The sequence below is a fragment of the Lentzea sp. NPDC006480 genome (assembly GCF_040611995.1).
Classification (GTDB): domain Bacteria; phylum Actinomycetota; class Actinomycetes; order Mycobacteriales; family Pseudonocardiaceae; genus Lentzea.
The window spans coordinates 1-12,378 of sequence record NZ_JBEXPJ010000226.1; the positions used below are offsets into that span (position 1 = coordinate 1).

The 12,378-nt window shown below is 68.9% G+C and carries 8 protein-coding genes and 1 pseudogene; 7 read left to right on the forward strand and 2 right to left on the reverse strand.

From position 1 onward, the window contains the following. Nucleotides 1–128: 128 nt before the first annotated feature. A pseudogene (locus tag ABZX92_RS42555) lies at nucleotides 129–1,778 on the reverse strand (trehalase-like domain-containing protein); the annotation flags it as partial. 250 nt (nucleotides 1,779–2,028) lie between these two features. Between ABZX92_RS42555 and ABZX92_RS42560 the strand changes: the two are divergent. Beyond that, entirely contained in the window at nucleotides 2,029–3,444 is a 1,416-nt protein-coding gene (locus tag ABZX92_RS42560; protein WP_355571315.1) for a sigma-70 family RNA polymerase sigma factor, read from the forward strand. A 109-nt stretch (nucleotides 3,445–3,553) separates the two neighbouring features. Next, entirely contained in the window at nucleotides 3,554–4,027 is a 474-nt protein-coding gene (locus tag ABZX92_RS42565) for a hypothetical protein (protein WP_355571317.1), read from the forward strand. Here ABZX92_RS42565 and ABZX92_RS42570 read toward each other — a convergent pair. Next, nucleotides 4,013–6,730: a BTAD domain-containing putative transcriptional regulator gene (locus tag ABZX92_RS42570; RefSeq protein WP_355571319.1), complete on the reverse strand. Its 2,718-nt coding sequence runs from the start codon at nucleotides 6,728–6,730 to the stop codon at nucleotides 4,013–4,015. The genes ABZX92_RS42565 and ABZX92_RS42570 overlap by 15 nt on opposite strands. 231 nt (nucleotides 6,731–6,961) lie before the next feature. Between ABZX92_RS42570 and ABZX92_RS42575 the strand changes: the two genes are divergently transcribed. The 5 genes from ABZX92_RS42575 to ABZX92_RS42595 all read left to right on the forward strand — a co-directional run. After that, complete coding sequence (locus ABZX92_RS42575; RefSeq protein WP_355571321.1) at nucleotides 6,962–7,978, forward strand: LacI family DNA-binding transcriptional regulator; 1,017 nt, start codon at nucleotides 6,962–6,964, stop codon at nucleotides 7,976–7,978. Nucleotides 7,979–8,135: 157 nt separating this feature from the next. After that, on the forward strand, nucleotides 8,136–9,377 hold the full coding sequence (locus ABZX92_RS42580) for an ABC transporter substrate-binding protein (RefSeq protein ID WP_355571329.1): 1,242 nt from the start codon (nucleotides 8,136–8,138) through the stop codon (nucleotides 9,375–9,377). After that, nucleotides 9,374–10,321, forward strand: coding sequence for a sugar ABC transporter permease (locus ABZX92_RS42585; RefSeq protein ID WP_355571323.1), 948 nt, complete (start codon nucleotides 9,374–9,376; stop codon nucleotides 10,319–10,321). Before ABZX92_RS42580 ends, ABZX92_RS42585 begins: the two co-directional genes overlap by 4 nt. Then, nucleotides 10,318–11,130, forward strand: a complete 813-nt coding sequence (locus ABZX92_RS42590; protein ID WP_355571325.1) for a carbohydrate ABC transporter permease — start codon at nucleotides 10,318–10,320, stop codon at nucleotides 11,128–11,130. Before ABZX92_RS42585 ends, ABZX92_RS42590 begins: the two co-directional genes overlap by 4 nt. A 2-nt stretch (nucleotides 11,131–11,132) precedes the next feature. Beyond that, on the forward strand, nucleotides 11,133–12,378 hold a 1,246-nt coding region (locus ABZX92_RS42595), incomplete at its 3' end, for a GH1 family beta-glucosidase (protein ID WP_355571327.1).

Here is a 12,378-nt window from a genome sequence, read left to right on the forward strand (position 1 = left end):
AGTCGTTTCCACCCCCACCACGCCGAGTTTAGTCGTTTATAAGACACACGACGTGACGTCGCTGTGGGTTGCAGCGATTGAGTACGTGACAGCCGTGAGCTCGACCGCCGGGAGGCACTCCCCTGGAATCAACCTGACAGCAGCCGGGCGCACCTGATCAGGCCCAGGTGGGAGTAGGCCTGCGGGTGGTTGCCCAAGGATCGTTCGGCGACCGGGTCGTACTCCTCGGACAGCAGTCCGGTCGGCCCGGCCAGCCGGACGAAGCTCTCGAACAGCTCCTCGGCATCAGCGCGGCGGCCGACCTTCACATACGCCTCGATCAACCAAGCCGTGCACAGGTGAAACCCGCCCTCGTCGCCCGGCAGGCCGTCGTCGCGCAGATAGCGGTAGACGGTCGGGCCGCTGCGCAGGGTCTCCTCGACCGCGACGACCGTGGCGTGAAACCGCGGGTCGGCCGGGTCGAGGAGGCCCGACAGGCCGACGTGCAGCGAGGCGGCGTCGAGATCGGTGCCGTCGTAGGCCGTGGTGAAGGCGCCCACGTCCGGGTTCCAGCCTCGGTCCAGCACCTCGGCGGCGATCACCGAGCGCAGCGCCGGCCACGCGGGATCGAGCGGGCGGCCGAACCGGGACGCCAGACCGATCGCGCGGTCGAGGGTCTGCCAGCACATCACGCGGGAGTAGACGCGGTGGCGCGGCAGGTGGCGTTCCTCCCAGATGCCGTGGTCCGGCTCGTGCCAGCGCCGCGACACGGCCGACACCATCGCGACGACGACGTCCCAGGAACGATCGGACAGGAATCCCTGGGCCAGCGCCAGGTCGTGGACGAGGTCGGCGATCGGGCCGAACACGTCCAGCTGCACCTGCGAGTCGGCGAGGTTGCCGACGCGGACCGGTCCGGAACCCGCGTAGCCGGGCAGGCTGTCGATCACCTGCTCCGGGCCGAGCGCGGTGCCGTGCACGGTGTAGAGCGGACTCAGCAGTTCCGGACCGGGAACCGACAGGAGCACCCGGCAGAACCAGTCCACGAAAGCCGTTGCCTCGGCGAAGGACCCGAGCGACACCAGCGCTTGCACGGTCAAGGCCGCATCACGCAGCCAGCAGTAGCGGTAGTCCCAGTTGCGGACGCCGCCGATCTGCTCGGGCAACGACGTCGTGGCCGCCGCGAGCACCCCGCCGGTGTCGCGATGACACAAAGCACGCAACGTAAGTGCGGACCGGAGCGCCAGCTCCGGGCAGACCGCCGGAAGTCGCAACGACGCTGACCAATCGGGCCAATCAGTGTCCACTTCGGACGGAGAACCCAACTCCAGCTCCAGCACGAAAGGTGGGGTGATCACAGCTGTCGCGGTGCCCTCGCAGATCTGCCAGTCCACACCGGGCGACCGCAGCAGGATCGGCGTGCCGGCCACCCGCAGCCCATCGGCGACCTGTTCCAGCACCACGGGGGCACGGCCGAAATCCGGGCGTGGCGCGAACTCCACGACAACAGGCACCCGCCCTTCGACCGTCCGCACCAGACTTGACGCCAAATGGTCGGTCACGCACAGACCCGTCCAGCGCGTCTGCACCGTCATCGTGCCCGGTGCATACCGTTGGCCCAGTGGAAGTTGCTCCTTCTGCGGCCGCACCGAGAAATGACCGGAACCGCCGAGCAGCGCGGCGAACAACGCCGGCGAGTCCGGTGAGGGGTGGCACAGCCACGTCACGTCCGCGTCGGGCGTGACCAGGGCGAGGGCACGGCGGTCGGAGAGCAGGCTGTGCCGCTCGATGGGCACCGCCACGCGCACCGGGGTCAGGAAGTCCGTCACGGCAGGCAACGTAAGTACGCGCCAGGGCCATCGGACCTGTGTTGGTCAAGACTTAGGCCCGCCCTAAACCTCTTTTATTACATCAGGTTCGGATGCGTGGATTGTTCGTGTTGAGTCATCTCGATAGGGTCCGCGTATCAGTGGTGAGCATGACGTAAGGCGGCATTCTTTGATCGGGCAGCGTGGGCGACCGCCGTCGGACGCCGACCTGATAGATGCCGTGCGCGACGGAACGGTCGAGGCCTACGGCAAGCTCTACGAACGCCACGTGCGCGCCGCCACGATCCTCGCGATGCAGCTGTCGTCGTCGACGTCGGACGCGGACGACCTGGTGTCGGACGCGTTCGCCAAGGTCCTCGCCGCCCTGCGCACCGGCGGCGGTCCCGGCGCGGCGTTCCGGCCGTACCTGCTGACGGCGGTGCGGCACGCGGCCTACGACCGGACGCGCAAGGAGAAACGGCTCGAGCTCGCCGGCAACGTCGAGGAAGTCCCCGGCGCCACGAAGGCGACGAGCGTGCCGTTCCGCGACAAGGCCGTCGAGGACCTGGACCAGGCGCTGGCGGCGTCGGCGTTCGCGTCGCTGCCCGAGCGCTGGCAGACGGTCCTGTGGCACACCGCGATCGAAGGCCAGTCACCCGGCGAGATCGCGCCGCTGCTGGGACTCACCGCGAACGGCGTCTCCGCGATGGCGTTCCGTGCGCGCGAAGGGCTGCGCAAGGCGTTCCTGCAGGCGCACGTGGCCCAGGAGCCGGCCGAACGGTGCCGCGCGACGGTGACGAAGCTCGGCGCGTGGACGCGGGGCGGGCTCAAGGGACGCGAGGCCGTCCAGCTCGACTCGCACATGGACGACTGCGCCGAATGCCGCAAGCTCGCCAGCGAACTGGCCGACGTGAACGGTGCGCTGCGCGGACTCGTCGCGCCCATCGTGCTCGGCACGGGCACCGCCGGGTACCTGGCCGCCGCGGCGACCAAGGGCGCGGCGATCTCCCTCAGCGCGTCGTCGTGGATCGGCGTGGCCGCGTCGGCCGCCGCGGTCGTGATCGTCGCCGGTTCCGGGGTGGTCACCTCGAACAACAACGACCCGAGCGCTCCTCCCGGCGCCGCCCCGGTGATCACGACGATCACCACGACCGGGCAGGCACCGGTCGGGTCGTCCGGCTCCACGCCGACCTCCGGTGTCGCGCCCACCGCGACCACGGCGGGTGCCGGCACGCCTGGCACCGAGCAGGGCGGCACCAACGGCCCCGCCGCACCCACGACAACGGTCCCCGGTCCCGCCGGATCACCGAAGTTCTCCGGGAGCGCGCCGAGCAACATCGCCATGACCACCAACGGCCCGCCCGACGAGATGACGATCGGCATCACGAACAACGGCACCGCGCCGGCCGAGGTGCCAACGTTGACGTTGAACCTGCCGGACAAGGTCAAGACGGTCGGACCGGGCAAGGTGCCGGAGGGGTCGGTCGGCTGCCCGGCAGGCAAGGGCACGGTCACCTGCACCGGCGGCCAGACGCTGGCGCCGGGTCAGACGATCACGTTCAAGGCCCGCCTGCAGGCCGGTCCGAAGGCGGGCGACGGCACGATCACGGGCACCGCGGGCTCCGTCCAGGTGACGATCAACGTCACCATCAGCTAGGTCCGTCCAGGCACCGAGCTCGTCGACCGTCGCATGTGGACGGCCCGCACCGGGTGAAGTTATTCCACGCCGGGCAGCGCGTTCGGCCGACTGGACGCACCATGAGCGGGTGGAGGAGCTCACCGCGGCTCTCGCCGAGCTGGAGGCACCGTTCCGCACGCTCGTCGACGACTCCGAGTGGGCGCACGCGAGCGTGGAAGGCCTCGTGCTCGACGTCGGCACGTGGTGGTTCGCCGACGCCGACACCCGCCTGGCGCCGCAGGTCGCGTTCAGCGTGGCCTTCAGCGAGGCCGGGCGGCTGCAGGGCGCGGTGTACGTGGAGGGCTACCTCTGGGCGGACGGTCAGCCGGTGGCCGCCGCGTGGTGCGGGCTTGGAGATCGCGTCGTCTACGGACCGAGGGCGGAGGCGTACCTGGGAGTGCCGCTGTCGCCGCACTTCTGCCGCCGGGTCCAGCAGCGCAACGGCACCGCCGCGGTGCTCATGAGCAAGCACCCGAAGCTGTTGCCGTTGCTGCGGGACGGCCTGCCGCGCGGTGCGGTGCTGGCGGGCGGCACGCCAGGGCCGCGGTCAGTCGGAACCTAGCGCCGCGAACCTCTCCTCGGCCTCCTTCGCGTGCCGAGCCGCCTCGGCCGGATCCGCGACCGCCTTCGCCAGGTGCTTGTGCGCGTTCGCGGCCTCGCGCCGGTCGTCGATCCGTTCCGCCAGCTCCAACGCCTCGCGCAACGGCACCAAGGCTTCCGCGGCACGTCCGGCGACCGTCAGCACCTCGCCGAGGTAGTTGAGCACCACCGTCTCGGTCGTGACGTCGCCGATCGCGCGCACGGCGGTGAGGGCCGAGTTCAACGCGTCGAGCGCCTCGTCGTGCCTGCCCATCGCGTGCAGGATCATGCCGAGCGCGCTCTGCGTGTCGGCCTCGTCGCGACGGCTGCCCATCTCGCGCATGAGCTTGAGCGCGCCGTTGCACGCCTCCAGCGCCTCGTCGTAGCGGCCGAGCGCGCGGTAGATGTTGCTGACGTTGCTCATCGCCTGCGACTCCAGGTGCCGGTCGCCCAGCTCCCGTGCCACCGTGATCGCCTGTTCCAGCAGGTCAGCGGCCTCGGCGTGACGTTCCAGCGTCCGGTAGACCAGCGACAGGTTGTTCAGCGTGCCGGCCACGCCCTGCAGGTCGCCCTGCTCGCGGAGCATCTCGATCGCGCGCTCGTTGTAGAAGATCGCGTCCTGGTAGCGCGCGGTCTGCCAGAAGACCATCGCGTAGTTCTTGGTCGTGATCGCGGTCGCGGCTGGATCGTCCTTCGCGGCTTCCAGCGCCAGCTCGTTGATCGTCGCCCAGTCACGCGTGTGGCCGCGCACCATGCAGAAGAACGTCAACGCGCGCGCGAGCTGCCACGTGTGTGTACGCCAGTCGCCGTCCAACGACAGCGCAACGGCCGCAACGAGCGTCTGGCGTTCGGTCTCCAGCCACTCGACCGCGTGGTCGTAGTCGCGCAGCACGAGCCGCGACTGCGGCCGGTAGGTGATGTCGACCTCGTACTTGCGGGCCGCGGGCGACATCAGCCGCGTCGCCTGGTTCGCGGTGTCGAGGAAGTGGTCGAGCAACCGGGTCAGCGGCTCGCGCGAACTGTCCACCTTGGACTGCGCGTACTGCCGCAGCAGGTCGTGCATCCGGTACCGGCCGAGCGTCGTCGCCTCCAGCAGGTGGACGTCGACGAGGTCCTCCAGCATGCCGTCGCACTCCAGCAGGTCGAGCTCGCCGAGCGCCGCGGCCTGGTCGACGTCGAAGTCCGTGCCGTGGTGCAGGCCCAGCAACGCGAACAGCCGCTGGTGGCCGTCCGGCAACTGGCCGAACGACAACGCGAAGACGGCGTCCAGTTCGGATAATCGTCCCTCGCGCAACCGCGTCGCGAGATGTGCGGTGGTCCAGGTGGGCCGTGACCTCAACCGGCCCGCGGCGAGTCGCACGGCCAGCGGCAGCCTGCCGCACAGCTCGACGACCTCACGGGCAGCCTCGTCCGTGCCGCGTTCGTCGCCGACGATCGTGGCGAACAGCTGCAGGGCCTCGCTTTCGGACAGCACGTCCAGCGTGAGCGTCGAAGTGCCTTCCAGCTCGACGAGCCGCGCACGTGACGTGACCAGCACCAACGACCCCGGCATGCCCGGCAGCAGCGGCCGCACCTGGTCCGCGCTCGCCGCGTTGTCGAGCACGACCAGCAGCTTTCTCCTGGACAGCTCCAGCCGCCACAACGCGGCCCGCTCGTCCAGGCTGACCGGGATCTCCTCCAGGCCGAGCGCGCGCAAGAGCACGTCGAGCGCGTCCGTCGGCTCCACGGGCTGGCGGCCCGCGGTGTGCGCGTGCAGGTCGATGAACAGCTGACCGTCCGGATACTCCAGCCGGTGCGCCAGGTGGATGGCGAGCGTCGTCTTGCCGACACCCGGCATGCCGTCGATCGCGGAGATCACCACGGCCGACCGCCCGGTGACGGCCCTGGTCAGCCGGTGCATCTCGGCAGCGCGCCCGGTGAAGTCCGCGACGTCGCGCGGCAGGGTGTTCAACGCGGGCCTGGGCTCGTCGCCGCGCAGCAGTTTCGCGTGCAGTTCGCGCAGCTCAGAGCCCGGATCAGTACCCAGCTCGTCGGCCAGCAGCACTCGCAGGTCCTCGAACGTCTGCAACGCCTCGGCCGGCCTGCCCGCGCGTTGCAACGCGTGCATGAGCTGCAACCACAGCTGTTCCCTCAACGGGAACTGCTTCGTCAGCCTCCGCAGCTCCCCGATCAGCCGCTCGCCCTGGCCCAGCTCGATGGCGAGCCGCGCGTGCTGCTCCGCGACCGTCAGCCTGCGTTCCTGCAGCAACGTCAGCTCGGCGACCAGCCGCGCCCCGACCGTGAGGCCGTCGAGCGCCGGACCCCGCCACAGCGCGAGCGCTTGCTCGTAGTGTCTTACGGCCTCGCGGTGGTCCCCTTGCCGCAACGCCTCGTCGCCCTTTGCGCACCACAGCTCGAAGACGTGGACGTCGACCTCGTCCGCGGGCACCTTGAGCCGATACCCGCCGGGCACGGTGACCAGGTCGTCGAGCACCAGCTTGCGCAACGCCGCCACATAGGTGCGGATGTTCGACTCCGGTGCCGCAGGCGGAGATTCCCACACCGCTTCACTCAAGTGTTCAAAGCTGACAGTCTCGTTGACGTGCAGGGCCAACGCCGCGAGCAACGCCCGTTGCCGGGGCCCGCCCAGCCGCAGTTCGACGCCCCCACGCCAGATCTGCAGTGGCCCAAGAAGCCGATACCGCACTGACCCTCCTCGGGGGGCATGGTGCCAGAACTCGCGGCGGCTGTGCGGAATTTGTGCGGACGATCTTGGAAACTTGACTCCCGCCGCCGCACAGAGGGAGAACCCGGATGCACCGGAGATCATGGCTGGGCCAAGCCGCCTGAGCTGACCGACCTGACGGATCTGACCGCCCCCAGCGACACGCACGAGCCGATCACCGTGACCAAACTCGGTGTTCTCTAAGATGAGCGCATGACCGAGACGGCGAAACGACGTCCCGGACCCCGCATCGAAGAAGTCGCGAGGGTCGCCGGGGTCTCGAAGTCGACCGTCTCGCGCGTGATCAACGACGAGCAGTACGTCAGCGCGAAGGCCCGCGAGGCCGTCCACGCCGCCATCGCCGAGCTGGGCTACGCGCCGAACCAGGCCGCGCGCGCCCTCGCCGGCAACCGGGCCAACGCCATCGCGCTGGTGGTGTCCGAACCGTCCGGCCGGGTGCTGTCCGACCCGTTCTTCGCGGGCGTGCTGCGGGGTGTGCACGCCGAGCTCACCGGCCGCCACATGCAGTTGCTGCTGATGATGAGCCAGCCGTCCGACACCAGCGACCTGGTGGCGTACCTGAGCAGCGGCCACGTCGACGGCGCGTTGCTGGTGAGCCTGCACGGCGACGACCCGCTGGTGCCGATGCTCGCTGAGCTCGGCCTGCCGGTCGTGTCCGGCGGACGGCCGCTCGGCACCACCACCGTCCCGTTCGTCGACTCCGACAACTTCACCGGCGGGCTCGAAGCCGCGCGGTATCTCATCTCGCTGGGACGCAAGAAGATCGGCACGGTCGCCGGGCCGAAGGACATGGCCGTCGGCGCCGACCGGCTGAGCGGGTTCAGGCGGGGCCTGAGCGAGGCCAAGAAGACCGGCCCGGTCGTCCACGGCGACTTCACGCCCGAGAGCGGCGCCGAGGCGATGGAACAGTTGCTGCGCAAGACTCCCGACCTCGACGCGGTGTTCGTCGCGGCGGACATCATGGCGCTGGGCGCGTTGCAGGTGCTGCACGCGCACGGCAAGCGCATCCCCGACGACGTCGCGGTGATCGGGTTCGACGACTCGGTGTTCGCGTCGACCGCGAGCCCGCCCCTCACCACCATCCGGCAGGACGTCGAGGAGCTCGGCCGCACGATGACGTGGCGGCTGCTGGCCGAGCTCAACGGTGAGGACGGGCTGCCCCCGTCGCTGCTGCTGCCGACGACTCTGATCAAACGAGTCAGCGCGTAACAAACTGGGAGCGTTCCCAGGAAACCCAGCCGTAACCCATTGACACCCCTATGTCGTGCGGTTAACACTCCCTGAAACTTCTGGGAGCGCTCCCAGAAACGTCCGCCGAGACCGAGGGAGTTCTCCCGTGCGCCACCGCAGTTGGGTCAGCGTGCTTCTGCTGTTAGCCGCCACCACCTCCGCCTGTTCGTCTTCTGGCGGAGCCACGCAGGACGGCAAGACCGAGCTGACCATCGCGACCTTCAACGAGTTCGGGTACGAGGACCTGCTCCCGGAGTACGAGGCAGCGCACCCGGACGTCAAGATCACGCAGCGCAAGACCGGCACCGCCGATCCGCACCACAAGAACCTGTTCACCAAGCTCGGTGCGGGATCGGGCCTGGCCGACATCGAGGCCATCGAAGAGGGCTACCTCGCCCAGGTGATGTCGAAGGCCGGCCAGTTCAACGACCTCAAGGAGATCGGTCCTCAGATCGAGGAAGGTCGCTGGCTGAAGTGGAAGTACGACGCCGTGGTCAAGGACGGCAAGCTCATCGGTTACGGCACCGACATCGGCCCGATGGCGATGTGCTACCGCAAGGACCTGTTCGACAACGCCGGCCTGCCGTCGGACGCGGAGTCCGTGAAGGCGATGTTCGCCACCTGGGACAGCTACTTCGCCGCGGGTGACAAGTTCATGACGAAGGCCAACGGCGCCGCGTGGTTCGACAGCGCCGCACAGGTCTTCAACGCCATGCACAACCAGCACGAGCTCGGCTACTTCGACAAGCAGGACAAGCTCGTCATCGACACCAACCCGGCGGTCAAGGCCGACTGGACCGCGGTCACCGGCGCTGTCGCGAAGGGACAGTCGGCGAAGCTTCCCGCGTGGAGCAAGGAGTGGGAGGCCGGCGTCAAGGCCGGCGCGTTCGCCACGAAGACCTGCCCCGCGTGGATGCTCGGTGGCATCGAGAAGCTGGGCGGCCCCGAGATCAAGGGCAAGTGGGCCGTGACCGAGGCGTTCCCGGGCGGTGGCGGCAACTGGGGCGGTTCGTACCTGACCGTGCCGAAGCAGAGCAAGAACGCGAAGAAGGCCGCGGAGCTCGCCGCCTGGCTGACCGCGCCGGAGCAGCAGATCAAGGCGTTCAAGTCCAAGGCCACGTTCCCGAGCCAGGTCAAGGCGCTCACCGACCCCGCTCTGCTGGAGTCGTCGAACGCGTACTTCGGTGACATCAAGGTCGGCGCGCTGTTCGCCGCGCAGGCCAAGAAGATCACGGCCGCGCAGTACAAGGGCCCGACCGACGGTCAGATCCAGGACACCGTCATCAGCGCGGCGCTGCTGTCCGTCGAGCAGGGCAAGAGCAGCGCGGACGACGCGTGGAAGACCGCCGTCGCGGAGGCACAGAAGGTCGCCAAGTGACGGCTTTGCTCACACGGCCGGACCGCGAGCGGGTCGAGGAGACCCGCCCGCGGTACCGTCTGTCCACACTGGACACCAAAGTCTCCCCCTACCTGTTCGTCGCCCCGTTCTTCGTGCTCTTCGCCGCCATCGGCGTGTTCCCCCTGCTGTACACGGCCTACGTGTCGCTGTTCGACTGGGAACTGGGCGCGGACGACGCGAAGTTCGTCGGCGCCGACAACTACGTGACCTTGCTCGGCGACAGCCAGTTCTGGAACGCGCTGTTCAACACGTTCAGCATCTTCCTGCTGTCGACCATCCCCCAGCTGGTCATCGCGGTGCTGCTCGCCTCTCTGCTGAGCGCCAACCTGCGGGGCAAGACGGGGTGGCGGATGGGCGTGCTGCTGCCCTACGTCGCGTCGATGGTCGCGTTGACGATCATCTTCGGAAACCTGTTCGGGCCGCAGTACGGCCTCGTCAACGACGTGCTCACGACGGTCGGCCTGCCGGCGATCGACTGGCAGGCCAGCACGTTCGGCAGCCACGTCGCCATCGCCTCGATGGTCAACTGGCGGTGGACCGGGTACAACGCGCTGATCGTGCTGGCCGCGATGCTGGCGATCCCGCGTGAGGTGATCGAGGCCTCCGTGGTCGACGGCGCCGGTCCGATCCGGCGGTTCTTCAGCATCACGCTGCCGATGCTCAAGCCCACGCTGATCTTCGTGATCGTCACGTCGACGATCGGCGGGCTGCAGATCTTCACCGAGCCGAAGCTCTTCGAGCCCGCCGGCGGCAGTGGCGGCGGGTCCGTGCACCAGTACCAGACCGTCGTGCTCTACATGTACCAGTCGGGCTTCCAGCAGTTCGACCTCGGTTACGCGTCGACGATCGCCTGGATGCTGTTCCTGATCGTCATTCTGGTCGCCGGGCTCAACTTCTGGCTCACGAGGAAGACGGTGCGATGAGGCGTCCATCCTTTGTGGTCTACGGAGTGCTGGCCGCGTTCGTGCTCGGCTCGGCTTTCCCGCTGTACTACTCGTTCCTGGTGGCGAGCCGGGACAACGAGGCGCTGACCGGGGACTTCACCCTGGTCCCCGGAGGGAACTTCTTCTCCAACGCGGCCAGGGTGCTCGACACGATCCCGTTCTGGAAGTCGCTGGCCAACAGCTTCATCGTGTCCGGCACGGTGACGCTCTCGGTGGTCCTGCTGTCGACGCTGGCCGGGTTCGCCTTCGCCAAGCTGCGGTTCCGGGGCAGCAGCGTGCTGTTCCTGTTCGTGGTGGCGACGCTCGCGGTGCCGACGCAGCTCGGGATCATCCCGCTGTACATGGCGATGGCGGAGTTCGGCTGGGCCGGCGAGCTGGAGGCCGTGATCGTGCCGAACCTCGTCACCGCGTTCGGGGTGTTCTGGATGCGGCAGTACCTGGTCGACGCCATCCCGGACGAGCTGGTCGAGGCGGCGCGGATGGACGGCTGCAGCCTGTGGCGGACGTTCTGGCACGTCGCACTGCCCGCCGCCCGGCCGGCCGCCGCGATGCTCGGCGTGTTCACGTTCATGCAGTCCTGGAACGACTTCCTGTGGCCGCTGGTCGTGCTGAACGCCGACAACCCGACGATCCAGGTGGCGCTGGAGAAGCTGCAGAGCGGCTACTACGTCGACTACTCGCTCGTGCTCGCCGGAACCACTCTGGCGACTGTTCCGGTTCTGATCGTTTTCCTCGTGCTCGGGCGGCAGATCGTCGCGGGTGTCATGCAGGGTGCTGTGAAGGGGTGAAGGTGGAGGACATCGCTTTCCCGCAAGGGTTCTTGTGGGGCGCCGCGACGGCGGCGTTCCAAGTGGAGGGTGCCACGGACGTCGACGGGCGGACCGACTCGATCTGGGACGCGTTCTGCCGCGTACCGGGCAAGATCGTGGGCGGCCACACCGGCGAGCCGGGTGCCGACCACTACCGCCGGGTCGAGCAGGACGTGCGGATGATGGCCGACCTGGGCCTGCAGGCCTACCGGTTCTCGATCGCCTGGCCGCGCGTGCGCCCGGACGGCGGCCCGGTGAACCAGGCCGGGCTCGACTTCTACCGGCGGCTGATCGACACGTTGCTGGAGCACGGGATCAAGCCGTGGCCGACGCTCTACCACTGGGACCTGCCGCAGAAGCTGGAAGATCTCGGTGGGTGGGCGTCGCGCGACACCGCGTTCCGGTTCGCCGACTACGCCCAGACGACAGTCGAGGCGCTGGGCGATCGAATCGACACCTGGACAACGTTGAACGAGCCGTGGTGTTCGGCGTTTCTCGGTTATGCCGCCGGAATCCACGCTCCTGGCCGGACCGAGCCGTCCGCCGCCGCGGCCGCGGTGCACCACCTGCTGCTGGGCCACGGGCTGGCGGCGAAGGTCATCCGCGACGCGGGCAAGCAGGCCGGGATCACGCTCAACATGTACCCGATCATCCCGGCCGACCCCGCTTCCGAGGCCGACCTGGACGTGGCACGGCGGCTGGACGGGTTGCAGCAGCGGATCTTCCTCGACCCGTTGCTGCGCGGGAGCTACCCGGCGGACGTGGTGGAGGACCTGGCGCCGCTCGGGTTCTCCGAACTGGTCAAGGACGGCGACCTGGCGGTGATCTCGACGCCGCTCGACATGCTCGGCGTGAACTACTACTCCGAGCACTACGTCAGCGCCGCCCCCGGTGAGCCCGGCCCGTCGCCGTGGATCGGGGTCCCGCAGCTGTCGTTCCCGCGCAGGGACGACGCGCCGCGCACGGACATGGACTGGGAGGTGCGGCCGGACGGGCTCACGTCCGTACTGCTGCGCGTGCACCAGGACTACCCGGCGATTCCCTTGTACATCACCGAGAACGGTGCCGCGTACCCGGACCAGCCGGGTGTCGACGACGAGGACCGCACGTCGTACCTGGCCTCGCACCTGCGGGCCGCGCATGCGGCGATCACCGCGGGTGTGGACCTGCGCGGGTACTTCTGCTGGTCGTTGATGGACAACTTCGAGTGGGCCGAGGGGTACGCGA